18 protein-coding genes are annotated in these 26,549 nt (G+C 72.3%); 8 read left to right on the forward strand and 10 right to left on the reverse strand.

The window, feature by feature from the left end; all coding sequences use genetic code 11:
• Positions 1-29: 29 nt before the first annotated feature.
• Positions 30-1,343 (forward strand): LCP family protein, encoded by a 1,314-nt coding sequence (locus tag ACWCQK_RS25945; protein ID WP_451158747.1) that lies wholly within the window; start codon positions 30-32, stop codon positions 1,341-1,343.
• Positions 1,336-1,974, forward strand: a complete 639-nt coding sequence (locus tag ACWCQK_RS25950) for an HAD family hydrolase (RefSeq protein WP_451158749.1) — start codon at positions 1,336-1,338, stop codon at positions 1,972-1,974. Before ACWCQK_RS25945 ends, ACWCQK_RS25950 begins: the two co-directional genes overlap by 8 nt.
• A gap of 123 nt (positions 1,975-2,097) precedes the next feature.
• Here the strand turns inward: ACWCQK_RS25950 and ACWCQK_RS25955 are convergent, their stop codons facing one another.
• On the reverse strand, positions 2,098-2,460 hold the full coding sequence (locus tag ACWCQK_RS25955) for a four-helix bundle copper-binding protein (protein WP_451158751.1): 363 nt from the start codon (positions 2,458-2,460) through the stop codon (positions 2,098-2,100).
• Between the two features lie 160 nt (positions 2,461-2,620).
• Positions 2,621-4,090 carry an LCP family protein gene (locus ACWCQK_RS25960; protein WP_451158753.1) on the reverse strand — a complete coding sequence of 490 codons (1,470 nt, stop codon included), beginning with the start codon at positions 4,088-4,090 and terminating at the stop codon, positions 2,621-2,623.
• A 126-nt stretch (positions 4,091-4,216) separates the two neighbouring features.
• Here ACWCQK_RS25960 and ACWCQK_RS25965 point away from each other — a divergent pair, with 126 nt between their 5' ends.
• A complete protein-coding gene (locus ACWCQK_RS25965) occupies positions 4,217-5,245 on the forward strand; it encodes a glycosyltransferase family 2 protein (RefSeq protein ID WP_451158755.1) in 1,029 nt (342 codons plus the stop codon).
• A 102-nt stretch (positions 5,246-5,347) separates the two neighbouring features.
• Here ACWCQK_RS25965 and ACWCQK_RS25970 read toward each other — a convergent pair whose 3' ends face one another.
• The 4 genes from ACWCQK_RS25970 to ACWCQK_RS25985 form a co-directional block, all read right to left on the reverse strand.
• On the reverse strand, positions 5,348-6,934 hold the full coding sequence (locus ACWCQK_RS25970) for an LCP family protein (RefSeq protein ID WP_451158817.1): 1,587 nt from the start codon (positions 6,932-6,934) through the stop codon (positions 5,348-5,350).
• A gap of 125 nt (positions 6,935-7,059) precedes the next feature.
• Entirely contained in the window at positions 7,060-8,829 is a 1,770-nt protein-coding gene (locus ACWCQK_RS25975; RefSeq protein ID WP_451158757.1) for an LCP family protein, read from the reverse strand.
• A 243-nt stretch (positions 8,830-9,072) separates the two neighbouring features.
• Entirely contained in the window at positions 9,073-10,272 is a 1,200-nt protein-coding gene (locus tag ACWCQK_RS25980; protein ID WP_451158759.1) for an LCP family protein, read from the reverse strand.
• A gap of 1,361 nt (positions 10,273-11,633) precedes the next feature.
• Entirely contained in the window at positions 11,634-12,392 is a 759-nt protein-coding gene (locus ACWCQK_RS25985; RefSeq protein WP_451158761.1) for a TIGR03089 family protein, read from the reverse strand.
• A 140-nt stretch (positions 12,393-12,532) separates the two neighbouring features.
• Between ACWCQK_RS25985 and ACWCQK_RS25990 the strand changes: the two genes are divergently transcribed.
• Entirely contained in the window at positions 12,533-14,119 is a 1,587-nt protein-coding gene (locus ACWCQK_RS25990) for an N-acetylmuramoyl-L-alanine amidase (protein ID WP_451158763.1), read from the forward strand.
• 163 nt (positions 14,120-14,282) lie between these two features.
• Positions 14,283-15,365 carry a sugar phosphate nucleotidyltransferase gene (locus ACWCQK_RS25995; protein WP_451158765.1) on the forward strand — a complete coding sequence of 361 codons (1,083 nt, stop codon included), beginning with the start codon at positions 14,283-14,285 and terminating at the stop codon, positions 15,363-15,365.
• A gap of 745 nt (positions 15,366-16,110) precedes the next feature.
• Here ACWCQK_RS25995 and ACWCQK_RS26000 read toward each other — a convergent pair.
• The 4 genes from ACWCQK_RS26000 to ACWCQK_RS26015 form a co-directional block, all read right to left on the reverse strand.
• Positions 16,111-17,112 carry a DNA-3-methyladenine glycosylase family protein gene (locus tag ACWCQK_RS26000; RefSeq protein WP_451158767.1) on the reverse strand — a complete coding sequence of 334 codons (1,002 nt, stop codon included), beginning with the start codon at positions 17,110-17,112 and terminating at the stop codon, positions 16,111-16,113.
• A 146-nt stretch (positions 17,113-17,258) separates the two neighbouring features.
• Entirely contained in the window at positions 17,259-18,569 is a 1,311-nt protein-coding gene (locus ACWCQK_RS26005) for a coenzyme F420-0:L-glutamate ligase (protein WP_451158769.1), read from the reverse strand.
• A complete protein-coding gene (gene cofD, locus ACWCQK_RS26010) occupies positions 18,566-19,525 on the reverse strand; it encodes a 2-phospho-L-lactate transferase (protein WP_451158771.1) in 960 nt (319 codons plus the stop codon). The genes ACWCQK_RS26005 and cofD overlap by 4 nt, the downstream gene beginning before the upstream one ends.
• A 97-nt stretch (positions 19,526-19,622) precedes the next feature.
• Entirely contained in the window at positions 19,623-20,183 is a 561-nt protein-coding gene (locus ACWCQK_RS26015) for a cysteine dioxygenase (protein ID WP_451158773.1), read from the reverse strand.
• Positions 20,184-20,860: 677 nt separating this feature from the next.
• Between ACWCQK_RS26015 and ACWCQK_RS26020 the strand changes: the two genes are divergently transcribed.
• From ACWCQK_RS26020 to ACWCQK_RS26030, 3 genes are all read left to right on the forward strand, one after another.
• Positions 20,861-21,124 carry a WhiB family transcriptional regulator gene (locus tag ACWCQK_RS26020; RefSeq protein WP_003975777.1) on the forward strand — a complete coding sequence of 88 codons (264 nt, stop codon included), beginning with the start codon at positions 20,861-20,863 and terminating at the stop codon, positions 21,122-21,124.
• 199 nt (positions 21,125-21,323) lie between these two features.
• On the forward strand, positions 21,324-25,013 hold the full coding sequence (locus ACWCQK_RS26025) for a glycosyltransferase (RefSeq protein WP_451158775.1): 3,690 nt from the start codon (positions 21,324-21,326) through the stop codon (positions 25,011-25,013).
• Entirely contained in the window at positions 25,010-26,530 is a 1,521-nt protein-coding gene (locus ACWCQK_RS26030; protein ID WP_451158777.1) for a DUF5719 family protein, read from the forward strand. Before ACWCQK_RS26025 ends, ACWCQK_RS26030 begins: the two co-directional genes overlap by 4 nt.
• Positions 26,531-26,549: the final 19 nt, after the last annotated feature.

Below are 26,549 nucleotides of genomic sequence, written 5' to 3' on the forward strand. Positions count from 1 at the left end.
ACATGGGGGATCCCTGCACACTGGGGCCCATGAGCGATTGGCCCGAGGCATGGTCCGACGAAAACGGTGGCCGCCAGTACGGACGCGGCAGCGCGAACGCACAGCCCGAGAGTGCGCGCGTGATGCGGCAGGTCCGTCGTGGCCCTACGGCTCCGCCCGGACAGGGCGGCGGCTACGGTCCCGGTCCGTCCGCGCCGCCGTACGGAGGCGGCGTCCCGCAGCAGCCGTCGTACACCGACGGCCAGGGCTATGACGACGGCCAGGGCTACGACAGCGGCTACAACACGGGCCACGTCTACGGCGCGCCCGGTGGCGGCGGTCCCGGCGGTCCGGAGGGCCCCGGTGCGTACGGGGCGCGGCCCCGGCCGAACTGGCGCCGCCGCATCAAGTGGACGGCGATCACCGTGGTGACCGTGCTGGCGGTGACGACGATCGGCACGTACTTCTGGGCCGACGGCAAGCTGCGGCGCGAGGTCGACCTGTCGAAGGTCATCGACCGGCCCGAGGCGGGCGACGGCACGAACTACCTCATCGTCGGCTCCGACAGCCGTGAGGGCCTGTCCGCCGCCGACAAGAAGGCGCTGCACACCGGCTCCGCCGAGGGCAAGCGCACCGACTCGATGATGATCCTGCACGTCGGCGGCAACGGCGACACGCTGATCTCGCTGCCCCGTGACTCGGACGTGGAGATACCGACGTACCAGGGCTCCGAGTCCGGCAAGACCTTCAAGGGCACGGGCCGGCACAGCAAGCTGAACGCGGCGTACGCGGAGGACGGGCCGACGCTGCTGGTGCGCACGGTCGAGTTCAACACCGGCCTGCACATCGACCACTACGTGGAGATCGGCTTCAACGGCTTCGCGAGCATCGTGGACGCGGTCGGCGGGGTGGACATCACCATCGACAAGGCGTTCAAGGACAAGTACTCGGGCGCCGACTTCAAGGCCGGCAAGCAGACCCTGAACGGCGAGGAGGCCCTGGCCTTCGTCCGTACCCGGCACGCCTTCGCCGCGTCCGACCTGGAGCGCACGAAGAACCAGCAGAAGTTCCTGGCGGCACTGGCCCACCAGGTGGCGACCCCCTCGACGCTCCTGAACCCCTTCACGTTCTACCCGACCATGGGCGCGGGCCTGGACTCCCTGATCGTCGACAAGGACATGGGTCTGTGGGACCTGGGCTCCATGTTCTTCGCGATGAAGGGCGTCAACGGCGGCGACGGCGTCTCGATGAACATGCCGATCTCGGGCTCCTCCGGCGGCAACCTCGTCTGGGACAAGGCGAAGGTCAAGAAGCTGGTCGACGAGCTGAACAACGACGAGAAGGTGACGGTGTCGGGTGACTGACCCGACCGGCGGCCCCGGGCACAGAAGGCCGTTCGACGCGGTGCTGTGCGACGTCGACAACGTCGTACGGCACTTCGACCCGTCCGGTCTGGAGGCGCTGGAGCGCGCCGCCGGACTGGCCGAGGGCACCACGATGAAGGTGGCCTTCGCACCGGAGGTCGACCTGCCGGTGCTGCTGGGCCTGGCCACCGAGCAGGAGTGGGTGGGGTCCATCGCCCAGGGGCTGGCCGGGCTGGTGCCCGACGCGACCGCCTGGGAGCTCGGCACCGCCCTGCTGGAGTCGCCCTTCCACGCCGACGACGCGGTGGTGTCCCTGCTGCGCCGGGTCCGCACCCGGGTACCGCTGGTCCTCGTGACCAACGCCACGCTGGGCCTGGAGGCCGACCTCGACTCGCTCGGGCTGACCGACCTCGCCGACCACGTCGTCAGCAGCGCCCGGGTGGGCCTCGCCAAGCCCGACCCCCGCATCCTCGAACTCGCGGCGGCCCGGGCGGGCGTCCGCCCCGACCGGTGCCTGTTCGTCGACGACACCGCGGAGAACATCGCCGCGGCGGCCGCCCTGGGGATGCGGACCGTGCACTTCCGTACGGCGCCGGACCTGGCGCGGGCACTGGAGCCGCTGTTCGGCTGACCGGCCGCGGCCGGACTGCCACGACGCAACGAGGGCACCCCGCGGGGCGCCCTCGAAGCGGGCCGGGCCGATGTCATGCCGGGCCGATGTCGTGCCGAGGCCGACGTCACGCCCGGGCCGATGTCACATCCGTACGCTCGCCATCGAGCGGCACGACTCGGCGCAGCGGCGACAGGACTCGGCGCAGCGCATGATCTGCTCGTCGTCCGGCATGGACATACACGCCTCGGCGCACATGTCGCAGGCCTTCGCGCACAGGGCGCACATCTCGGCGGACATCGGCGAGCGGCGCATCATCATGTCGGCGCACATGCGGGTCATCTCGGAGCAGTCCATCAGCGCGCGCATGATCTGCATCTGGGCCTGGCCGCCCTTGTGCAGGCAGGAGCTCATGGTCTCCTCGCACATGGTGTGGCAGGCCATGCAGGCCTCGACGCAGTCCTGCATGTCCTTGCTCATGGCCGTCATGGTTCCGGGCTGGGTCATGGCTTCTCCCGGGGAGTGAGAGGGGCCCGGGCGCGGGCCCCGTTCCCTTCCGTCGTACGCCTCCGGGCCGCCCCCCGCCATCGGGCGCCGGGGCGGCCCGGACCGGCCAGGACGCGATCACGGCTTCCCGGCGGGCCTCCGCGACGACGGCCCCCGCGGGTCAGTGAGCGCACCCCACCTCGTCACCCCGGGCCGCCTCGAACCGGCCCCGGTACTGCTGCGCCTCCGCCCGCACCTTCCGCACCTCCCGGAAGTCCGACCCGGCGATCACCTTCAGTACGGCCCCCTGGTCGCGCACCGGCCGCAGCTCGCTGCCCGGCAGGGCGGCCGCGAGGGACTTCGCCGAACGGTCCCAGCGGGGGTCGTAGACGATGACCGTGCGCGCCACGTCGCGGTCGGCGGCGTTCACGGGACGGTGGCTGGTGCGGAAGCCGGTGGCGGCCAGGGCGGCGTCCACCCGCTTGCCGAGCCCGGCGGTGCCGGTGCCGTTCTCCACCTGGACCCGGATCTGCTGCGGGGCCACCGCCACCCGCACCACCGTGCTGTGGGGACGGGGCGTGGCCAGGGGGTGGTCGTCGCGCAGGGCCTGGAAGAGGCGCCCGGACCTGACGGGGTCCCATTTCAGCGTCGAGCCGATGCCCTTGACGGCGTATCCCATCTGGCCGATGGGCACGGTGGTGAACTCCGAGGAGGACGGCGAGAAGTCGCGCATCGCGCGGCCCAGGTCCAGCAGTTCGTCCGTGCCGAAGCCCTTGTCCGCGCGCACCGAGCCCAGCACCGCCCGGGTGACGTCCCGGAACCGGATCGGGTTCAGCAGCACCCCGGAGGACGTGGCCCGGTCCACCAGCGCCGCCAGGAAGCGCTGCTGGCGCTGCATCCGGCCGAGGTCGGAGGCGCCGTCGACGTGCCGGGAGCGGACGTACTGGAGCGCCTGGCCGCCGGTCAGCGTGTGGGCGCCGGCCGGCAGGTCGAGTCCGGTGTAGGAGTCCTTCAGCGGCTGGGTGGTGCAGATCCGCACCCCGCCGAGCACGTCCACCGTCTTCATGAAGCTGGTGAAGTCGACCTCCAGGTAGTGGTCGATCTTCACCCGGGTCATGTTCTCGACCGTGCGCACGGTCAGCTGCGGCCCGCCCTCCGCGTACGCGGCGTTCAGCTTGATCGGGTGGCCGGCGTGCTCCTTGCCGGTGGTCTGGTCGGTGTGCGGGGGCGTGTCGGTGTAGCTGTCGCGCGGCAGGCTCACCACGCTCGCCCGCTCCCGGTCCTCGGAGATGTGCACGATCATGATCGTGTCGGTGCAGTGGCAGGGCGCGCCGCCGAGCCGGTACGCGCGCCGCTCGGCCTCGGTGATCTTCTCGCGGCCGTCGGTGCCGACCAGCAGGACGTTCATGCCGTGGCCCGCGCGGGGGCGGTTCTTCATGTCCTTGAAGGGGTCGACCCGGGCGATGCCCGCGTCCAGGCTCGCGACCACGGAGTGTCCGATCCCGGCGGCGGCGAGCACCACCACCGACAGCGTCGTCACCGCCCGCATGGCCCAGCGCGGCTTCCTGCGCCGTACGGGTGGCCGCGGCGGGCGGCGGGACGGCTGCGGGCGGCGCTGCGGCCGGGCGGGGGAACGGGGCGGTGTGGGCAAGGGGACACCTCCGGACGAGGGCCGTACGTGGGATCCGTGGAAACAGTAGGCCGATACGATCTGTCGCCCGGCAGGTCACCCGGCGGCGCGCACCGGTGTCCCCCGTTCGCGGTAACGTGAGCACCGATGAACGCCAAGTCCGACGTGCAGCTTCCCGCCGTGTCCGTGATCATGCCCGTCCTCAACGAGGAACGGCATCTGCGCGGAGCCGTCCAAGCGATCCTCGCCCAGGAGTACGCCGGCGAGATGGAGGTCGTGATCGCCATCGGTCCGTCCACGGACCGTACGGACGAGATCGCCGCCGAACTCGTCCGCGGGGATCCGCGCGTGCACACCGTGCCGAACCCGACCGGTCGCACGCCCGCCGCCCTGAACGCCGCGATCAAGGCCTCCCGCCATCCGATCGTCGTGCGCGTCGACGGTCACGGCATGCTCTCGCCGAACTACATCGCCACCGCCGTACGGCTCCTGGAGGAGACCGGCGCGCAGAACGTCGGCGGCATCATGCACGCCGAGGGCGAGAACGACTGGGAGCACGCGGTCGCCGCGGCCATGACCTCGAAGATCGGTGTCGGCAACGCCGCCTTCCACACGGGCGGACAGGCCGGCCCGGCCGAGACGGTGTATCTGGGCGTCTTCCGGCGCGCGGCGCTGGAACAGCAGGGCGGCTACAACGAGGAGTTCATCCGCGCCCAGGACTGGGAGCTGAACTTCCGGATCCGGGAGGCGGGCGGCCTCATCTGGTTCTCGCCCGAGCTGAGGGTCTCGTACCGGCCGCGCCCCAGCGTGAAGGCGCTCGCCAAGCAGTACAAGGACTACGGCCGCTGGCGGCACGTCGTCGCCCGCTACCACGAGGGCTCCATCAACCTGCGCTACCTCGCCCCGCCGACCGCGGTGTGCGCGATCGCCGCGGGCGTCGTGGTGGGCGTCGCGCTCACCCCGTGGGCCCTGGTGATCCCCGGCGGTTACCTCGCGGCGATCGCCGCCGGGTCGCTGCCCGCGGGCAGGGGACTGCCGCTGAAGGCACGGCTGCGGATCCCCGTGGCCCTGGCCGCCATGCACATGTCGTGGGGATGGGGCTTCCTCACCAGCCCCAGGTCGCTGGCCCGCAAGGTCATGGCGTCCCGGCGTCCCGCGGTGCTCAGCTCCCACTGATCGGCCTGATCGGCCCGTGTGGGCCGGGTGGGTTTGCAGAAACGTATCGGCCCGGACCGCGTTCTCGCGGTCCGGGCCGAAGTGCGTGCGGGTGCCGCCGGTCTACCAGGTGTAGTCCGGGTTGACCTGCATGCACTGCGAGGTGTCGGACGCGTTGATCGCCTCCGCCGACTCCGGGGTCTTGTCGTCGGCCGCCGGCGCCTTGTACGCCGTACCCGACCGCCAGTCCGCGCCCACCACGAGCGTCACCCCGGACACGGAGGTGGACTGTTCCACCGCGGTCGCCGGGATGCCCAGGACCTTCGCGACCCGCTGCGCGTCGCCCTTGAGGTCGGCGCTCGGGTAACGGACCAGCGTGGTCTCCTCGGCCGTGGCCGCCGAGGTGTCCGCCTTCGCCTCGGTGAAGCCCTTGCCGACCAGCGACTGCGTCACCGCCGTCGCCCGTCCGCCGACCGGGCCCAGAGTGCTGGTCATGGTGCCGTTGCGGACCTGGACCGCGATCCGGTCGTCCGCGGCCGCCGGGTCCTGGGCCGCCGGCGTGGCGGTGGTCTTCTTCTTGTCCTTGCCGTCGAGGGCGATGTCCTCGCGCACCAGACGGAACAGCTTCGCGGCGTCCTCGGTGGGCTTCACGCGCGCGCCGACGTACTCGTTCGGCATCGTCGTCATCGTGATGCGGTCGGTCGGCACCTTCTTGAGCTCGGTCGCCAGGTCGTACATCTTCGTGATGGTGCCCAGACCGTCGTCGACGGTGATCGCCCGCGTGGCCGCCTCGGCGAGCTTGCGCAGCTTGTTCGGGCTGCTCAGCTTGGCGCTGGCACGCAGCTCGCGGACCATCGAGTTCATGTACATGTGCTGCGCCTTGGCACGCGCGAGGTCACTGCCGTCCTCGAAGCCGTACCGGGTGCGCAGCCACTGGAGGGCCTGCTCGCCCTTGATCGACGTCGTGCCCTTCTTCAGTTTGAGGCCCGAACCGTGGCCGGTGGAGGTGTGCGAGTGGACGTTGTCGCTCACACAGACCGGCACCCCGCCGATGGCGTCCGCCATCGACACCACACCCGCGAAGTCGATCATCATGAAGTGGTCGATGTGGATGTCGGTGAGCTTCTCCCACGTCGCCACCGTGCAGCCCGGACCGCCGCGCCCCAGCGACTCGTTCGTCATCACGGTCGAGGTGCTCGCCGGATACACCTTGCCGGTGTCCGGGTCCGTGCACTTGGGGATGTCGAGCAGGGTGTCGCGCGGCATGCTCACGACCGACATGTTGGAGCGGTCGGCGGAGACGTGCAGCAGCATCTGGACGTCGGCGAGCGGAACCCCGCCGAACGTCTCCTTGGCGCCGCCGAGCTTCTGGTTCTCCTCGGTGTCCCGCGCGTCCGAACCGATCAGCAGGATGTTCAGCGGGGTCTGGCCCGCCGAGTTGGCCTGCGACTGCGCCGCCCTGTCCTTCTCGTCACCGATGTTCAGGGCGTCCTTCTGGATGTTCCCGTTCAGGTGCCGGTAGTACAGGTAACCGGCGCCCGCGGTCCCGAGTATGACCACCGCCATCACCGTCGCCGACCAGCGCAACACGCGCCGCCTGCGGCCCGGTCTGCCGGTTTTGCCGCTGCCCTCGCCACCGCCCTGACGGCCCCCACCGTCGTGCTGTGCCTGGTCCACCGGTACGTTCCGGTCCTGCGGTGTGAGCGACATCGTGCCGTCCACCGCGGGCGCCTCCCCCCGCACACTGCTCTGCGCCAACTTCCAGCCCTCCCCACCCTGCGCCTGACACACGGGTCCGCCCCGCGCCTTCTAAGACGCGTGACGGACCCGTTAGGTCACTTGGCGCACTCAACCTTGTCCGCTGTGGACGTGTCGACGGTGTCCGGCACCTTCGTCGGCGCGGTCAGCGAGACACCCGCGCCCTTGAAGTCCTTGCCGAGCGTCAGCGTCATCGCGGGCAGACCCTGCGAGTTGGTCACGCTCTTGCCGGGCTTCAGCGCGGATCCGGAGAGACCCATGAGCGCGGCGAGCTTGCGTGCCTGGTCGGCCTGGTCGGGCGCGTACTCGAGTGTTGTCCTGCTCAGCGCCGTCGACGCGTTGCCTGCATTCTCCGACTTCGTTACGCCCTCTTCAATCTGCAGCCAGTTAAGAGTTTTCTGTGCGCTTCCGGCGACGGCCCCGCCGTTGAGGATGCGCACCCGCACCTCGGCGGCCGAGGACTGGGTCCCCTGCAGCTGCTTGGCGGCCGCCGCGGCTTCCTTGTCCTTGGCCTTCTTCTTCTGCGCCGCGACCTCGGTGAAGGAGACGTCGTCCTTGATCAGTTGGAAGACGGTGGGGGCCGTGTTCTCGTTGACGACGACGGTGGCCTTCACCTTCTCGGCGGGGTTGTCGAGCACCGGAACCGTCGTGAAGGTCAGGTTCTTGGGGTCGAGCTTGCCCATCTCCAGGCCGAGGTCCTTCAGCTTGTTGATGCTGTCGAGCTGGGAGTCCACGGTCAGCGCCTTGGTGGCGGCCTCGGCCACCTTCACCATCTTCGTCGGGCTGGTGAGGGTGGAGTTGGACTTCAGCTTGCGCATCAGCGCGCTCAGGAACTGCTGTTGCAGCGTGATCCGGCTCAGGTCGCCGCCGAAGCCGACGGCGTGCCGCGTCCGTACGAAGGCGAGTGCCGTCTCGCCCTCGATGTGCCGCGTGCCCTTCTTCAGATTCAGGTGGGAATCGGGGTCCTTGATGTCCTTGGCGAGACACACGTCGACCCCGTCGACCGCCGTGGTCAGCGACTTGACCGCGTTGAAGTCGGCGACCATGAAGTTGTCCGGGGTGATCCCGGTCAGCTCGGTGACCGTGCGCATGGTGCAGCTGGGCGTGCGGCCGTCCTGGCCGAGGCTGGTGTTGAAGCGGACGCCGTCCGTGCCCGGGATGACCTTGCTGGAGCCGTCCTCCTGCGTGGTCGGGCAGTCCGGGACGTTCACGATCAGGTCACGCGGGATGCTGAGGGCGGTCGCGTTCGTACGGTCCTTGGAGACGTGCAGCAGGATCGTGGTGTCGGCGTGGCCGACGCTGCCGGAGTCGCCGTAGCCCTCGTTGCCCGAGCCGGTGCGCTTGTCGGTGCCGATCACCAGGACGTTGATCGCCTTGTCCTTGTTGAAGCCACCGGTGCTCGCGCCGTCGTCCGGGGACGACTGGATGTTGCTGTTGAGGTGCTCGATGTAGAGGTAGCCGGCACCGGCGGCCGCGACCAGTACGAAGGCCATCGTGCCGCCGGTCCACAGCACGATCTTCTTCGCTCGCGACTTCTTCTTCGCCGGCCGCCGCCCCCTCCGTCCGGGCGGCGGCTCCTCTGGCTCGCCACGGCGTCGGCGCGGCGGCGGGACCTCGCGGCCCGGCGCCTCCGTCTCCCGTCCGGGCGCGGCGACACGACTGCGTACGGCACCCGCGTCCGCACCCGCGCCGCCGCCTCCGCGTGACGCGGATCTACGAGGCCCGGGAACCGCTGATTGCGGTGCGGAAGGAGTCAGTCGCAGTTCGTATTCGCCGGTGTTCGGATTGATTACCCACTGGTCTGCGGGGTCGATGTTGTCCGCCCGCCCACGGCCTTGCGCGTCCACGGTTGTCCGAATCCTCCGTCGGGGCCACGCGGCGCCTTTTCCCCCCTCAAAGGCGCTCGGGTCACGTCAGTCGATGCGCGACCCAAGGACAGACCTCGCGGCCGGGTGCACCGGGTCGCTCACACTATCCGCCCAGTTCAGCGTCAAGCGACGATGGTGACAAATTCCACGTCCCTACAACTGGGCAATACGCCCATTTCCTTGAACTGGCGTTCGCGGAAGTCCCTCGACTTGGTGAGTGTTTTACTCGCAGCCCGCTTCGGCGGCCGTGTTGCCGTGGAAGGTGGGGGTGGGGGAGGCGGATGCTTTCGCGCCGGAATCGCCGGAATTCTGCGCGACGTCCTGGGAGACCTCCAGCGGCGCGTCCCGGCGTAGCCGCTCGAACAGCCGCTCGGCCTCCGGCTCCACCAGTTGGTCACGGTTGGCGTTGTAGACGTACGACTCGCGCGGAACGGTCAGGAATTGCACGTGGTCGGTCGGGAGATCACGCAGCCCGCGCACGAGTTCGTAGAGTCCGCGCAGACTTGCCAGATCCGGGTCGGTGGTGAGCGACGACGTCGCCGCGTCCAGGACGGGGTAGAGCTTGCCGGGATTCAGCAGTACGTCATTGCTCTGCACCTTGTTGACGAGCGCCCCGAGGAACCGCTGCTGCCGCTCCATCCGGTCGGTGTCGCTGCCGTTGCCGAGGGACTTGCGGGCGCGCACGTATCCGAGGGCCTGCTCGCCGTCGAGGGTCACGCGGCCCGCGGGCAGCCGCAGCTTGGCGGCCTTGTCGTCGACGGGCTCCTCCAGACACACCTGGACCCCGTCGACCGCGTCCACCATGTCCTTGAACCCGTTGAAGTCGACGACGACGTAGTGATCGATGCGGATGCCGGTGAGCTTCTCGACGGTACGCACCGAGCAGGCGGTACCGCCCATCTCGAAGGCGTAGTTGAACATCGAGAACATCGGCTCGCTGCGGCTGCCGTCCGGGCGCAGGCACGAGGGCACGTCCACCATCAGGTCGCGGGGCAGGGAGACGGCGGTGGCGCTGTGCCGCCCCGCGGCCAGGTGCAGCAGGATCGTCGTGTCCGACCGCTCGGTCCCGGAGTCCCGCCCGTACTTCGCGTTCTCGTCCCCCGAGCGCGAGTCCGACCCGATCAGCAGGATGTTCTGCGCGTCACGCACGAGCGACGTGGGCCGCTCCTTCTCGTACCGCGCGAGCTCGGCGGCGGCCGCCTCGTCCGCGGTGATGTTGCCGTTCAGCTTCGCGTACACCGTCCACCCGACCACGACCGCGCCGACGACGAGGACGACCACCCCGATCGCCGCCCCCTGCAGCCACCGCCGCTCACGCCGCCGTATCAGCCCCCGGCCGGTGGCGGAGGACCCCGCGCCCGGGACGACCTCGGCCGCGTCGTCGCCGTTCGGCCCGGAGGGCAGGCCTGAGGTGTCGGTCACGTCTGGGTCCACCCCTCATGGCGTTCGAGCGTGTCGTGTGGGCTGGGCGTCTCGGCTGCTCCTACGACCATGGCGCGCCGGACCGACGGGTGCGGCCGGGACTGCGCCGAACGGGCGACGCCACCGGGTCACCCGGGGGGCCACGCTGGAGCCCTCTCGGGAGCATCGCTGGGCGGCTCGGGGCCAGGTGCGGGAGGGCCTGGGCCGGCTGGGGAGGCCAGGGTCGGCTGGGGAGCCGCGGGTCAGCCTGTAGTCGGCCTGAGGCCCTGGGCCAGCCTGCAGCCGGCTGGGGAGGCCCGGGCCAGCTTGCGGTCGGCCGGGAGGCCCCGGGTCAGCTTGCGGCCGGCTCTGGCTGGTCTCGGCTGCGGCCGGGAAGCCCCGGGCCGCCAGCTTGCGGCCGGCTCTGGCTGATCTCGGCTGCTGGGGGGCGCCTCCAGCGGGTCCTTGGGTCGGGTGTGGCGGCTGTTGGGCTGTCTTTGGCTGCTCTTTGGGTCGGGTGTGGTGGCTACGGGGCCAGCTTCGGGTCGACTGCGGCTGGTTCGGGGCGGCCTTCGGCTGGTTCCTGGGCTGGGCTGGCTCCTGCTGGTCTCCGCCCTGCCTTCGGGCTGTCCCGGCCCGCTCCGGCTCATCGTCGGGCTGCTTGCACAGGGCCACCGCAGTCACGCAGGGCAGGCGTGGGGCCTAGTGGCGGCTGTGGCTGGTGCCTGGGCCGGCTCGGCCGGCCAGAAGCCCTTTCCGACGGGTCTTTACCTCGTCTCCGGGCCGTCCCGGCCTGCCTTCGGCTCATCGCCCGGGGTCGTCTCGCCTGTTTTCGGCTGGGCGCCGGGTTTGCTTTCGGCTCGTCGTCGAGGGGCGGGCTGCTCGCCTTCGGGCTGGGCGCCTGGCCCGCTCTCGGCTCCTCGCCCGGGGTCGTGCTGTCCGTCTTCTGCTGGTCCCCGGGCCGACCTCGGCCTGGGAGGGGGACCGCGGTTGTGTACCCCCCGGGTGCCGGGGTGTGGTTGGCCTGGCGGCGGTGGAGGTGGGTTCGCCCGGTCCGCGGGCATGCGTGCCGCCTGGGGCGGCACGGGTGGGCGCGGGCGGCGCCGTGCCGGTGCGGGCTCAGGCGGCTCACCCCCTGGCGGCAGGCGCGGGTGCCCGGCGAGGCCCGCCCAGTGGGTCGGCGTCGCCTCCGTACCGGACCACGCGGCTCGCCCCGCACATCGGTGCCGGAGGGTGTGTCGTACCCCCGCGCCAAAGGGCGTGTCACGCTTCGCGCCCCGCGACAGAGGGTGTGTCGCGGCCCCCGCACCGCAGGGCGCGCGTCCCGCCCCCGCGCATGGGCAGCTCCGTATGCCAGGTACGACACCCCCACAGCCCAGCGGCTAGCGAACCGTCGCGGTCACCCGCTCGCTCTCGACCCGCTTCGCGAGACCCTCGTCCCCCAGTTCCTCCAGGTGCCGGCACAACACCACCGAGCCCCCGCTCGCCAGCGCCGCGTACAGCCCGGCGCTCAGCCCCTCCCACGTGTCGTACGGCAGTCCCGTCAGCAGCCGGGCCCCGGGCCCCGTCAGTCCCAGCCCGGCCGCGTCGGCCCGCGCCCGCTCCACGACCTCGGCCCCCGTCAGCTCCGCCCCGGCCACGATCAGCGCGGGCTCCTCCGGGTCCACGGGCGCGTACGCCGCGAACCGGTCGCCGTACGTCGGCACCTCCACCGCGTAGTCGGCGTAGCCCTCCGGCGGTCCCGGCAGGAACCGCCGCCCGAACGGCGCGAGCGACAGCGCGTACCGCTCACCCCGGCAGGCCAGCCCCGCCTCGAACCGCCCCGGCCCGGCCACGACGAAGTCGGCCCGCGCCGGATCCCCGGCCACGTCCGCGACGACGCCCACCGACGAACACGCCAGCAGCCACACCGCCGTCTGCCAGTGCGCGGGCAGCAGCAGCGCGACCCGGTCGCCCGGCTCGGCGGACAGTCCGTCCTGGAGGAGGTTGGCGGTCTTGGCCACCCAATTGGCGAAGGTGGCTACGGACAACTCGACACGTTCGCCCGTGGCGTCGTCGTAGAAGGTCACCAGGGGGCGCGCGGGATCCGCGGCGAGCGCGGAACGCAGCAGGTCGGCAGGGGTGCGATCGGTGGCGTTCACCCGCGCAAGCGTACGCGGGCAGGGCCCCCGCGCACCCACCGGCGGCCCTGCCGCGAGCCACCGGTTCGGCGGAACGGCACCCGACGGCCCGTCAGTTCTCCGATGGACAGATATATATGACTATGTCCAAGATCGGCGGCATGCGTGGATTGCTTGCTTCCTCGATCGGTGTCACCTGCGCGGCCGCTCTCGCCCTGCCGCTGACCCCGCCTGCCGCCGCAGCGGCGGCCGTGGTGTCCGCGAGCCAGGCCCCGACCGCGGAGGTCGCCGCCCTCGCCGCGGCCCGGGCCGCCGCGCCGGACCTGCCCGGCAGCACCCAGTCGCTGCCCCTCGCCCCCCTCGCCCCCGACCGCAGGGGTTCCGTGACACGCACCCCCGGCGCCCTCGCCGCCGAACAGGGGCTGGCGCGCCGTGACGTCCACCGCTTCTCCCTGGTCGGCGTCGTCTGGGACGACCCGGACGCCGAGCTGCACGGCCGCGTCCAGGTCCGCACCCGCGCCGCCGGCGCCGGTACCTGGTCCGGCTGGGAGGACGTCGACACGCACAACGGCGACCACGGCGCCGACCCCGACACCGCCGAACGCACCTCGGGCCGTGTGCGCGGAGCCACCGCACCCCTGTGGGTGGGCGACTCGGACGGCGTGGAGGTGCGTGTCCGCGCCGAGTCCGGCACGGGCGGTGCGGGCGGCGCGGGCTACGTCGAGGAGACCGGCCGCGGCCCGCGGATCGTGGCTCCCCCCGCCACCCCGCTCCCTGCCGGGCTGCGCCTCGAACTCGTCGACCCGGGAGACGCGAACCCCGGCCCGGCGCCCGTGGGCGCACGGCCCGCCTCCCGGCAGGCGCCGGTGGCCGCCCCGCGCGCGGGTGCCCTGCGCGGCCGCGCCGTCCTCACCCCCGCGGACATCGAGGGTGAACCGGCCACCGAGAGCGATCCGAACGCCGGCAGCGAGCCGACCACGAAGGGCGATCTGTCCGCCGCGGCGGTCGCTGCCTCCGCCGCCAACGCCGACCTCGTACCGCTCGGCGCCACCGAGATCCCGGCGCTGACCCAGGAGCAGACCGAGGAGGAACTGCTCACCCTGCCCACCGCCGACCCGGCGGAACAGCCGCGCGCGAAGCCGTACATCGGTCCGCGACCGCGCATCGTCACCCGGCAGGGCTGGGGCGCCGACGAGAGTCTGCGGGAGAAGGGGTTCGTCTACACGTCGAAGATCAAGGCCGCCTTCGTGCACCACACGGCCTCCGGCAACAAGTACACGTGTTCGCAGGTGCCGTCACTCATCCGCAGTATCTACCGCTACCACGTCAAGAGCATGGGCTGGCGGGACATCGGCTACAACTTCCTCGTCGACAAGTGCGGAAACATCTACGAGGGCCGCGCCGGGGGAGTGACCAAGGCGGTCCGGGGCGCCCACACCCTCGGTTTCAACACCAACAGCATGGGGATCGCCGTACTGGGCACGTTCGGCTCCGCCAAACCGAGCTCCGCCGCGGTGACGGCCATCGCCCGGCTGACGGCGTGGAAGCTCGGCCTCTTCGGCGCCAATCCGAACGGAAAGACATATCTGACGTCCGGCGGTGGCAATCTCTACCGAAAAGGTAAGAAGGTACGACTGAACGTGATCTCCGGTCACCGCGACGGCTTCGCCACGGAGTGCCCAGGACGGCAGCTCTACGGCAAGCTCGGCTCGGCCCGCAAGACCGCGGCCCGCTACCAGGGGCGCTGACGGCCGGGGGACACGTTCGGCGGGGCACATTCACCGCCGTCGGGGGACAGCCGGGAACAGTGACGGACACCGCGCGGCAACCGAAGACGCCAACGAACGGTCTGCATACACTGGCCGGCCGAAAGACAGTTCGGCCGGTCCCGGCAGGAAGCAGAGACGACAGGTGACAGAAGCGATCCTCCTGGTCGGCGGCAAGGGCACCAGGCTGCGCCCGCTCACGGTGCACACGCCCAAGCCCATGGTCCCGGCGGCCGGGGTGCCCTTCCTCACGCACCAGCTGGCGAGAGCGAGAGCGGCGGGCGTGGACCACATCGTCCTCGCCACGTCGTACCTCGCCGAGATCTTCGAGCCGCACTTCGGCGACGGCTCGGCGCTGGGCCTGCACATCGAGTACGTCACGGAGGAGGAGCCGCTCGGCACGGGCGGCGCGATCCGCAATGTCGCCTCCCGGCTGCACTCCGGCCCCGAGGACCCGGTACTGGTCTTCAACGGAGACATCCTCACCGGCCTGGACATCCGGGCGCTGGTGCGCACGCACGAGTCGACGGGCGCGGACGTCTCCCTGCACCTGACGAAGGTGACGGACCCGCGCGCCTACGGCCTGGTCCCCACGGACGGGACCGGCCGCGTGCTGGCCTTCCTGGAGAAGCCCCAGACGCCGGAGGAGATCGTCACCGACCAGATCAACGCGGGGGCGTACGTCTTCCGCCGCTCGGTCATCGACACCATCCCGGGCGACCGCCCGGTCTCCGTCGAACGCGAGACCTTCCCGGGCCTGCTGGCCGCGGGCGCCCACCTCCAGGGACTGGTCGACTCGACGTACTGGCTCGACCTCGGCACCCCGGCGGCCTTCGTACGGGGCTCGGCGGACCTGGTCCTCGGCCGCGCCCCCTCGCCCGCGGTCCCCGGCCGCTGCGGCGACCGCCTCATCCTGCCGACGGCCACGGTGGCCCCCGACGCCAAGCTGACCGGCGGCACGGTGGTGGGAGAGGGCGCGTTCGTCGCGGAAGGCGCCCGCGTCTTCGGCAGCACGATTCTGCCCGGCGCCGTCATCGAACCCGGTGCGGTCATCACCGACTCCCTCATCGGCACCCGCGCCCGTGTCGGCAGCCGCTCCGTCCTCACCGGCACGGTCATCGGCGACGGCGCGGTCGTCGGCGCCGACAACGAACTCCGCGACGGCGTACGCGTCTGGTGCGACGCCCGCATCCCCGCAGGCTCGGTCCGCTTCTCCTCCGACCAATAACGCCCACCCACCGGGGGCGCCCCTCACACCTCGGCGCCCCCACCACCCCACATCCCCCTGATCCCGACCCCCTCCCCACGAACCCAGCCCCCGCAACATCCAGCACTTCCGCCCACCTACGCCGCCGCCCCAGGGACCACGCTCCAGACCCCCGACGCCCCGAGCCATCCCGGCCGCCTACGCCGCCGCTGCCCTGCGGGGCCTACGCTCCGGGCCCTCGACGCCTGGAGCCTTTCCGGCGGACCGCGCGGCCGTCGCTTCCCGGGGCCGCGCCCGAGGCCCCCAAGGTCCCGCGCCATCCCGGCTGCCTACGCTGCCGCTGACCCGCGGTGCCACGCTCCAGATCTCCGACGCCCGGCGTCTTCCCACCCGCCTGCGCCGCCGCTGTCCTCCCGGGCCAGGCTTTTGATGCCCGGCGCCTTCCTGGTCGACCGCGCCGCCGTCGTCCCCTGGTGTCACGCACCGTCCCCCGATGTCACGCCCAAGGCCCCCGCGGGCCGCGCACCTGCTGCCACCTCTACACCCCGCGGGCAGCTGTGCCGCCGGGCAGCACGGGTGGGCGCGGGGGAACCCCGTCCACGCCGGGCCGCGCGACCCACGGACGCCGCCCCCAATGCCGACCACCACTCGCCCAGGGCACCTCACCACCCCGGAGCCGCACGCCAAGGCACAGCGCGCTCACCACCCCGAGGCACAGCCCACCTTGCTCGGCGCCAAGGCGGCGGCACGCAGAAGCGCCCGCGTCTCACAACCGCCCGATGTCCCCGCGAGGCATCCGTGGCGCCCGCCGCGCAGGCACCCTCCCGCTCAGCAGGATCAACCGCGCCGCCCGATGCCGCTGCCCCGCGTACGGCTCCAGCAGTTCCAGCATCGCCGCGTCGTCCGCATGCCGGTCCCCGGCGAGCGCCCACCCCACGATCCCCGGCAGATGCAGATCCCCGACGGTCACCGCGTCCGGCGCCCCATGACTGCGCTGCACGGTCTCCGCCGACGTCCACGGCCCGATCCCGGACACGACCTCCAGCCGGGCCTGCGCCTCCCCGGGCGCCATCCGCATCGCCTCCTCCAGCCGCGCGGCGACCCGCACGGCCCGCAGGATCGTCGACGCCCGCTTGTTGTCGACCCCGGCCCGATGCCACTCCCACGACGGAATCAGCGCCCACGTGCGCGGCGCGGGCATTACCCACATCCGCCCGTCCACGGGCCCGGGCGCCGACTCCCCGAACTTCCGTACGAGCAACCGCCACGCCCGGTACGCCTCGTCGGTCGTGACCTTCTGCTCCAGAACCGACGGGATCAGCGACTCCAGCACCAGCCCGGTCCGCGTCAGCCGCAGTCCCGGCCGCCGATGCCGGGCGGCGGCGAGCAGCCGGTGCCGGGGTTCGAAGGCGGCGGGCTCGTCCGCGGCACCGAGCAGCTCGGGCAACCGCTCCAGCAGCCACTCCGCGCCCGGCCCCCACGCCTCACCTCGTACCTCCGCGCCGCGCGCGGCGACCCGCAGTGTTCCCGGCCCGGCGGGCGTCAGGCTGGCCCGCCACACGGACCCGTCCGGCGTCGTGCGGAACGTGGGATCCGCCGGCCCACGCCGCAGCGGCCCCAGCACCAGCCCCAGATCGAGCGGCCCGTTCGGCACCCAGATCCGTACCCGCCCCGGCGCGGCGGCCGGCCGCGGCACGCCCCCGGGCACGGCGACATGGCCGCCGCGCACGGTCGTACGGGTGGGGCGCGGAGTGAACCGTCCTGCCACGAATGAGATCCCAGGGATGCCGAAGGTGTTCTACGAAAGTCCGGAGCCGTCCTACGAGAAAGCCCAAGCCGTTCTCTACGAGCGCCGAAGGCGTCCTACGAGAGGCCGAAGGTGTCCTACGAGAGTAGGGGCCCGCCCCGCCCCCGTCACCGCACCTCGATGAACGTCCCCGCGTCCCGCTCCGGCCGAGGTCTCGGCTGCTCGGCCGGATGTCCGACCGCGACGGCCCCCATCGGATCCCAGTCCTTCGGCAGCCCCAGCACCTCGCGTACGACCTCGCGGCAGAACATCGTCGAGGACACCCACGCGGACCCGAGCCGCTCACCGGCCAGCGCGACCAGGAAGTTCTGCACCCCGGCCCCGGCCGCGACCACGAACATCTCCCGCTCGGCCCCGTCCCGTCGCGCGTCCCCGTACGTGTGCGACCCGTCCATGACGAGACACGGCACGACGAGATACGGCGCCCCGCGCAGCACCTCGCCGCGCCGCACCCGCTTGGCGATGGACTCCTCGCTCTTGCCGTCCCGCCGGAGGTCGGCGATCCAGGCGTCGCGCATGGCGTCCAGCAGCCCGGTCCGTGCCGACGCGGACTCCAGCAGCACGAACCGCCACGGTGTCGTGTGGTGCGGTGCCGGCGCCGTCACCGCCGCGGCCACCGCCCGCCGTACGGCCGCCGGGTCGACGGGTTCGTCCGTGAAGGCCCGTACCGTACGGCGCTGGGTCACCGCCTCCCGTACCGCCTCCGACGTCCCCAGCCGGAACATGTCGTCGCGCGCGTCGCGCACCATGGCGCGCGCTCCTTCCGTGTCGCCCTCGGCCACCAGGTGCGTCAGCCCGCGCACCACGGCGACCGGCAGCCCCGCGGCCTTGCCCTTCACCAGATCACCGGCGGCGGCCAGTTCGTCCGCCGTCGCCACCACGGTGGAACTGAGCGGATTGCCGTGTCCGTCCGTGCCCCCGCGCAGGTCGTCCAGCACTCGCACTCCGGCGGCGCCGATCGCGACGTCCGTGAGCCCCGCGCGCCACGGTCGCCCGAAGGTGTCGGTGACGACGACCCCGACGCTGACGCCCAGGGTGTCCCGCAGGCCGTCCCGGATCGACCGGGCGGAGCCGTCCGGGTCCTCGGGCAGCAACAGCACCGTCCCCGAGGGGGTGTTGGAGGCGTCGACGCCGGCGGCGGCCATCACCAGTCCCTGCCGGTTCTCGACGATCCGCAGCGGTCCGCGCCGCGCCACGACCCGCACGGTCTCGGCGTCGATCGCGGCCTCCCGGTCGGCCGCCTCGACGACGCGTCCCTCCGCCTTGGACACGATCTTCGAGGTGACGAGGAGCACGTCCCCGTCGGCCAGGTCCGGTTCCGCGGCGGCGATCAGCTTGGCGAGGTCGTCGCCCGCGGCCACCTCCGGGATCCCGGGTACGGCCCAGACTCTGAAGCCGCCGGAAGACAGGTCGCTCACGACTCCCGCACCTCCTCCGCCAGCGTCAGCGCCTCGCGGGCCATCCGCGCGGTCGCGTCGAGGTCGGTCATCATCAGCGGTACGGCCCGGCAGCGGATCCCGGCCGCCTCGACCCGTTCCACCACGCCCGCGTCCACGGTGTCGACGAGCCAGCCGTCGAGGAGGCCCGAGCCGTAGTGCTCGGCCACCGCCGCGGCCGTGGACTCCACGCCGACCGCCGCGAGCACCTTGTCGGCCATGCCGCGCACGGGGGCGTCCCCGACGATGGGGGACAGGCCCACCACCGGCACCCCGGCGTCCGCGATCGCCTCCCTGATGCCGGGCACGGCGAGGATCGTGCCGACCGAGACGACCGGGTTGGACGGCGGGAAGAGGACGACGTCCGCCGCCGCGATCGCCTCCAGGACGCCGGGCGCCGGCTTCGCCTGTTCGGCGCCGACCGGCACGACCGCCTCCGCCGCCACCGACGCCCGCAGCCGTACCCAGTACTCCTGGAAGTGGATCGCCTTGCGCTCACCGTCCATCTCGACGGCCACGTGCGTCTCGACGCGGTCGTCCGTCATCGGGATCAGCCGCACGCCCGGCTGCCAGCGGTCGCAGAGCGCCGCCGTGACCGCGCTGAGCGGATACCCGGCGCCGATCATCTGCGTCCGCACGATGTGCGTGGCGAAGTCACGGTCGCCCAGCCCGAACCACTCGGGCCCGACGCCGTAGGCCCCGAGCTCCTCCTTCAGATGGAAGGTCTCGTCGGCCCGACCCCAGCCCTGCTCCTCGTTGATGCCGCCGCCGAGCGTGTACATCACCGTGTCGAGGTCCGGGCAGACCTTCAGCCCGAAGAGGTGGATGTCGTCCCCGGTGTTGCCGATGACCGTGATGTCCGCGTCCGGCACGGTCTGCTTCAGACCGCGCAGGAACCGGGCACCACCGATGCCGCCTGCCAGAACCACAATGCGCATGAGGGCAAGTCTCGCAGGCGGCGGGGACGACGCGGCAGGCGGTTGTGGACAACTCCCGGACTGTGGACAACTCCCGGATTGTGGAGAGCCCGCGCGCTCAGGCGCTCACGACGCCGGACGGGTCGATGTCCACCGGGTCGTACGTCGCCGGAGTCGAGCACCGCGGGCCGTGCATCGGCATCTCGGTCAGACCGGGGAAGTAGACGTGCAGGCTGACCGCCGGTTCCAGCGCGTCGTTGACCACCTCGTGCGCGTATCCCGGTCCGAAGACCCGCCCCCATTCACGGCCCCGGTCGAGCGGGGCCGTCACCGCGCCCGCGGTCAGGGCGCGCGTGCTGCGCCCGGTGCGCTCGGTGAGGGTGCCCTCCAGGACGGTCAGCACCCCGGAGGAACGGCCGTGGTCGTGCAGCCCGGTGCCCTGGCCGGGCACCCAGGACAGCAGCCACACCTCGTAGCCGGGACCGGTGCGCAGCCGGTGGTACCAGCGCGTGGTGGCGTCGTAACGGACGAGGTGCGCCCACTGGGCGCGGTCGGCCGCGATGGAACGGGCCAGACCGACGAAGTCGGCCACGGTGGCCGGGTGCTCGCGCGGCGGCTGGAGCAGGTGCGGGACCTCGAGGAGGTCGCCCGCGATCTGGAGGTCGCTGTCGCTGTTCATGGGGGTGCGTGGTCCCTCGGCGGAAGAGTGGGGCTGGCTGGGTGTCACGTGCCGTCCGCCCGGATCACGGGCGACAGGGGCGCCCTGGTGCGGGCGGGGGGAACAAGCAGCCGAGTCGCGGTGGACTCAGTCGCAGCAGGAGCGCGTTGGGCTCAACAACTGCAACAGCAACAGCTACAGCGAGCGCGGGCAACACCGAGGGACCCGGCGGAGCGGGTCGTGGTGAGTACCGAGTTCGCGAGCATGCCCACAAGCAGATCGGTTCACACCAGCACTGTCAACTCGACGCCCGGTATGTGGGACATGTTTCACCTCTTCCGGTTCATCTCTCAGGTGAAAGGTTTGTTCATACGCCCATCGGGACACATGGCGCACAACCGGGCGCGCAAGCCTCGTTGCGCGCGTCGGAACGAGATCGAACATCTTGGCGTCTTTCTCCGTACAGGGTCTTGTGCCGGGCCGATAGGCCCGTTCGGGGCCTCGCTCGCGTGTCAAGGTTTATGGCGATTTGAACACTTTCCGCATGACCTTGGTTCCGCAGAGTGAATAAGGGGCCCAATAGCAGATCTCGGCTTGACTCGCCCGGAGCAGCACACTTGTAATTTCACTCGTGTCGTTCAGCCGAAATCGGTAGACGGCCACGGCACGGGGACGCGAAAGACAGACGAGGGGCGCACATGACCGAGCTGGTGCAGCAACTGCTGGTCGACGACGCGGACGAGGAACTCGGCTGGCAGGAGCGCGCGCTGTGCGCCCAGACCGACCCCGAGTCCTTCTTCCCCGAGAAGGGCGGCTCCACCCGCGAGGCCAAGAAGGTCTGCCTCGCCTGTGAGGTCCGCTCCGAGTGCCTCGAGTACGCCCTCGCCAACGACGAGCGCTTCGGCATCTGGGGCGGTCTGTCCGAGCGTGAACGCCGCCGGCTGAAGAAAGCCGCCGTCTGAACCGAACGGCACGGACCGCCACAGCGGGCGGACCAGCAGGGACAAAACATCACGAACGGCCCGTCGCGGGTGGGTTATCCACAGGCGGCGGGCCGCTGTGCTGCCCAGCCGATAGTGTGGTCGCTCGTCCGAGACGCACCGTTGTCCCCCGTGGGCACAGGCGTCCACCGCAGTCCACCGAACCGGGGCCCGTACCTCGATGTCCGTGCACAGCCACACGGCAGCCCAATACGACGCTGCCACCCCAGAGTTTCCGCGCCACGTGGTGACGGCGGTCCTCGTCACGCACGACGGCGCCCGCTGGCTGCCCGACGCGCTCGCCGGGCTGCTCGGCCAGGAGCGCCCCGTTCAGTACGCCGTGGCGGCCGACACCGGCAGCGCGGACGCCTCCGCCCAGCTGGTCACCGACGCGCTCGGCGCCGAGAGCGTGCTGCACCTCGCCCGGCGTACCGGCTTCGGCCAGGCCGTCGAGGAGGCCAACCGCGCGGCCCCGGTCCTCACCCCTGAGGAGCTGCCGTACCTCAAGCGCCCCAGCGGCTGGGACCCCGTCACGCGCACGTGGCGTGACGACGCCTACGACCTGCCGGAGCTTCCCCACGGCGAGCCCGTGCAGTGGCTGTGGCTGCTGCACGACGACAGCGCTCCCGAACCCGACGCCCTGGCCCAGCTGCTGCGGGTCGTGGAGAACGAACTCGAACTGGGGCGGGACGACGTCGCCGTCGTCGGCCCCAAGCTGCGCGGCTGGTACGACCGCCGGCAGCTGCTGGAGGTCGGCGTCACCATCGCCCACTCCGGCCGCCGCTGGACGGGCCTGGACCGCCGCGAACAGGACCAGGGACAGCACGACCACATCCAGCCCGTGCTGTCCGTCTCCACCGCGGGCATGCTGATCCGGCGCGATGTCTTCGAGGAGCTCGGCGGCTTCGACCGCCGACTGCCCTTGATGCGTGACGACGTCGACCTGTGCTGGCGGGCCAACGCCGCCGGGCACCGCGTCCTCGTCGCCCCGGAGGCGGTCGTACGTCACGCCGAGGCGGCCTCCCGCGAGCGCCGCGCCGTCGACTGCGCGGGCCGCACCACGGCCTCCCCGCACAAGGTCGACAAGGCGGGCGCCGCCTACACCCTGCTCGTCAACACGCGCACGGCCGCCCTGCCCTGGGTCCTGCTGCGCCTGATCGTCGGCACACTCGTGCGGACCGTCGCCTACCTCGTCGGCAAGGTCCCCGGCCAGGCCGTCGACGAGATCCGCGGTCTGCTGGGCACCCTGCTGCGACCCGAGCGGATCATCGCCGGGCGGCGCAGGCGGGGCAGCCCCCAGGTCGACAAGGGCGAACTGCGGCCCCTGTTCCCGCCGCCCGGCGCGACCGTACGGGCCACCGTGGAACAGGCCGCCGGCAGCTTCTTCGGCAGCTCCGACCCCGAGGCGGCGGCCGCGGCCGGCGCGGGCCGCCACGGCGGCGCCGTCGAGTCCGGCCCCGGCGGCGACGACGCCGACTTCCTGGAGATCGAGCAGTTCGCCCGCCTCAAGCGCATCGCCCGCAACCCCGGCCCGATGCTCTTCCTGCTGCTCCTGCTCGTCTCCCTGGTCGCCTGCCGCCAGCTCCTGGGCGGCGGCGCCCTCTCGGGCGGCGCCCTGCTGCCCGCCCCGACCGACGCGAGCGAACTCTGGTCGCGGTATCTGGACTCCTGGCACCCGGTCGGCGCAGGCGGCACCCCGTCCGCCCCGCCCTACCTCGCGATCATGGCGACGCTCGCCTCGATCCTGCTCGGCTCGACCGGACTCGCCGTCACCGTCCTGCTGATCGGCTCGGTCCCGCTGGCCGGCTTCACCGCGTACTTCGCCTCCCGCCCGCTCGTCGACTCGCGCCTCCTGCGCGCGTGGGCGGCCGTCGTCTACGCCTTCCTGCCGGCCGCCACCGGCGCGCTCGCGGGCGGCCGCATCGGCACCGCCGTCCTGGCCGTGCTGCTGCCGCTCATCGCCCGCGCGGGCATCGCCGCCGGCGGCCTGACGCGTGCCTCCGGCGCCCGCGGCAGCTGGCGGGCGACCTGGGCGTACGCGCTGCTGCTGACCATCACCACCGCCTTCACACCGATCGTGTGGCCGATCGCCCTGGTCCTCGGCGTCGCGGTCCTGGTGGTGCGCCGCGGCGACCTCATGGCCCACGTCCTGCGCTTCCTGGTCCAGCTGGGCACGCCCCTGCTGGTGCTCGCCCCCTGGTCGCTGACCCTGCTGCCGTTCGGCTTCTTCAAGGAGGCCGGCCTCGAGTACGGCGCCTCGGCGGCCTCCGCCGTCGACCTGCTCGCCGTCAGCCCGGGCGGCCCCGGCACGGTCAACGGCCTCATGCTCATCGGCATCGTGCTGGCGGCGCTGGCCGCCCTGCTGCGCTCCGAGCGGCAGTCCGGCATCTGGAAGGCCTGGGCGGTCGCCCTGGTGGGCCTCGTCTTCGCGGTCCTGTCCAACGGCTCCACCTGGGCCGGCCCCGCGACCCTCGTCTACGGCCTCGCCCTGCTGTCCGCCGCCGCCCTCGGCGCGGACGGGGCACGCGCGCGTGTGGCCGAACAGAGCTTCGGCTGGCGTCAGCCGGTGGCCGCGCTGATCGCCTTCGCCTCGGCCGCGGGCCCGCTGCTCGTCGCCGCAGGCTGGATGATCGGCGGCGCCGACGGACCGCTGGAACGGCGCGACCCGGTCCAGGTGCCGGCGTTCGTCGCCGAGGAGGGCGGCACCCGCGACCAGGCCCGCACCCTGGTCCTCGACAGCGATTCCGCGTCCCGCGTCGGCTACATGCTGGTCCGCGGCTCCGGCGCCCGCCTCGGCGACGCCGAACTCGCCGCGGCCGGCGGCGAGAACAGCAAGCTCGACAAGGTCGTCGCCAACCTCGTCGCCGGCTCCGGCGCCGACCAGACCGACCAGCTCGGCGCGTTCGCCGTGCGCTATGTCCTCGTCCACAAGGGCGCGCCCCGCGACGTCACCCGCGTCCTGGACGCCACCCCCGGCCTCTCCCGGCTCAGCCAGCAGGACGGCAGCGGGCTGTGGCGGGTCGACCACGAGGTCTCGCGCGCGGCCGTCGTCGCCGCGTCCGGCTCGGGCACCCCGATCCCGGTCGCCGCCGGCCCGGTCGAGATCCACACCACGATCCCGGCAGGCTCCGACGGCCGCGTCCTGCGCCTGGCCGACACCGCAGCCGACGGCTGGACCGCGACCCTGGACGGCGAGCCGCTCAGCGCCACCACGGTCGACGGCTGGGCCCAGGGCTTCCGGCTCCCCGCTTCCGGCGGCGAGCTGGACGTCATCTACGACGACCCGTTCACCCACACCGCGTGGCTGTGGGCGCAGGGTGCCCTCGCCGTCGTCCTGGTCGTGCTCGCCCTGCCCGGCCGGCGCCGGGACATCGACGACGACCTCCCCGAGGAGCCGTCGATCCCCGCCCAGGCCGAAGCCGGCGAGGGCCGCCGCGCCCGCCGCCTGCGGGCCCAGGCGGAGACGGAGGCGGAGGCCGAGGAGACCGCCGAGGACGACGGGTTCCCGCCCTCCGCGCAGGAGGAGACCCCCGTCGTCGTTCCCCACCAGCAGTCCTACGGGGAGTGGGACACGGCCGACCACCAGGGCGCCGAATACGGCGCCTACGGCAACGAGCAGCAGTACGAGGGTGCCCAGCAGTACCCGGCGGGCGGGTACGACCGGACGTACCAGGGCGACCCCTACCAGGCCGACCCGTACCAGGGCCAGTACGACCCGTACGCCTACGGCGGCCAGGCCCAGCAGGCGTCGTACGACCAGCCGTACGACCAGCCGTACGACCCGTCGTACCCGCAGCACTACGACGCCACGTACGACCCGGCGCAGCAGCACGGTCCCGGCAATGAGCGTCCCGACGGGAGTCAGCAGTGAACCGCACCACCCTGTCCCTGATCGCCGGCACGGCCGCGCTCGCCGCCGTCACCGGATTCGCGGTCGTCACCACTCCGGACGCCGTCGGCGCGGACAGCGCCAAGGCGGCCGCCCAGCAGCCCGTGGAGCGCACGAGCCTGCTCTGCCCCGCTCCCAGCACCTCCGACCTCGCCGAGACGACGTACACGTCCTTCACGCCGGTCACGCAGGGCACGGGGAGCGACGGGTCGGCCGAACTCGCGGCCGCCACCGAGGCGTCGGCCGACGGTGCCAGCGCCGGTGGCAAGAGCGGAAAGAACGGCAAGAGTGGCAAGAAGAGCGCCGCCAAGCCCGTACTGACGCCCAAGGAGCCCGGCACGCCGGTCACCGGGGACACCTCCGGCGGTGAGGCGCCGGCACTGGTCGGCACCGCCGAGGGGAAGTTCGCGCCCGGCTGGACGGTCCAGCAGACCACGGAGGTCGTCGCCGGCACCGGCCGCGGCCTCCAGGGCGTCAACTGCACCGCCGCGGACACGGAGTTCTGGTTCCCCGGCGTCAGCACCACCGCCGACCGCACGGACTACGTCCACATGACCAACCCCGACGACTCCGCCGCCGTCGTCGACATCGAGCTCTACGGCAAGGACGGCGCCCTGGAGTCGACGGTGGGGGAGGGCATCACGGTCCCGCCGCACGCGAGCGAACCGATCCTGCTGTCCACGCTCACCGGTGAGAAGCAGGACGGCCTCACGGTCCACGTGAACGTGCGCAGCGGCCGGATCGGCGCCGCCGTACAGGCCCTGGACGACAAGCTCGGCGGCGACTGGCTGGCCGCCTCCACCGAGCCGGCGGGCAGCCTGGTCATGCCGGGCATCCCCAAGGACGCCACCGCGGTGAGCCTGACCGTCTTCACGCCCGGTCACGACGACGCCGACCTGAAGGTGCGGCTGGCCTCCCCCTCCGGTTCGATCACCCCCGCCGGGCACGAGACGCTGCACGTGAAGTCGGGCACGACGACCACCGTCGACCTCGGCGACGTCACGCGCGGCGAGGCGGGCTCCCTGCTCCTGACGCCGACGGACGAGTCCGTGCCGGTCGTCGCGGCGCTCCGGGTCGTCCGCGGCAAGGGCACCAAGCAGGAGACGGCGTTCATCCCCGCCACGAGCCCCGTCGGCACGCGCGCGACGGCCGCCGACAACAGCGCCAAGGGCACGACGCTGTCCCTGACGGCCCCCCAGGGCACCGCGCGGGTCAAGGTCACGGCGTCCGCGGGCAGCGACGGCGGGACCGCGGTGACCCGGACGTACACCATCAAGGGCGGCACGACCCAGGACGTCGAGGTACCGGTCCCGAGCGGCCTGAAGGGCACCTACGCCCTGACCGTCGAGCCGGTGTCGGGCGGCCCGGTGTACGCGGCCCGTACCCTCTCGGCGACGGAGGAAGGCATTCCGGGCTTCACCGTCCAGACCCTGCCGGACGACCGCGGCACGGTGGCCGTGCCCCGGGCGGACGAAGACCTGTCGGTGCTCCAGAAGTAGGGCGCGGCGCCACTTCGGG

This window comes from Streptomyces sp. NPDC002306, from assembly GCF_053593435.1.

Bases quoted from the DNA above. Each gene is read 5' to 3' on its own strand.
- ACWCQK_RS25945 (WP_451158747.1), top strand. From the start codon at position 30: ATGAGCGATTGGCCCGAGGCATGGTCCGACGAAAACGGTGGCCGCCAG.
- ACWCQK_RS25955 (WP_451158751.1), bottom strand. From the start codon at position 2,460: ATGACCCAGCCCGGAACCATGACGGCCATGAGCAAGGACATGCAGGAC.
- ACWCQK_RS25965 (WP_451158755.1), top strand. From the start codon at position 4,217: ATGAACGCCAAGTCCGACGTGCAGCTTCCCGCCGTGTCCGTGATCATG.
- ACWCQK_RS25970 (WP_451158817.1), bottom strand. From the start codon at position 6,934: ATGTCGCTCACACCGCAGGACCGGAACGTACCGGTGGACCAGGCACAG.
- ACWCQK_RS25990 (WP_451158763.1), top strand. From the start codon at position 12,533: ATGCGTGGATTGCTTGCTTCCTCGATCGGTGTCACCTGCGCGGCCGCT.
- cofD (WP_451158771.1), bottom strand. From the start codon at position 19,525: ATGCGCATTGTGGTTCTGGCAGGCGGCATCGGTGGTGCCCGGTTCCTG.
- ACWCQK_RS26015 (WP_451158773.1), bottom strand. From the start codon at position 20,183: ATGAACAGCGACAGCGACCTCCAGATCGCGGGCGACCTCCTCGAGGTC.
- ACWCQK_RS26020 (WP_003975777.1), top strand. From the start codon at position 20,861: ATGACCGAGCTGGTGCAGCAACTGCTGGTCGACGACGCGGACGAGGAA.
- ACWCQK_RS26025 (WP_451158775.1), top strand. From the start codon at position 21,324: ATGTCCGTGCACAGCCACACGGCAGCCCAATACGACGCTGCCACCCCA.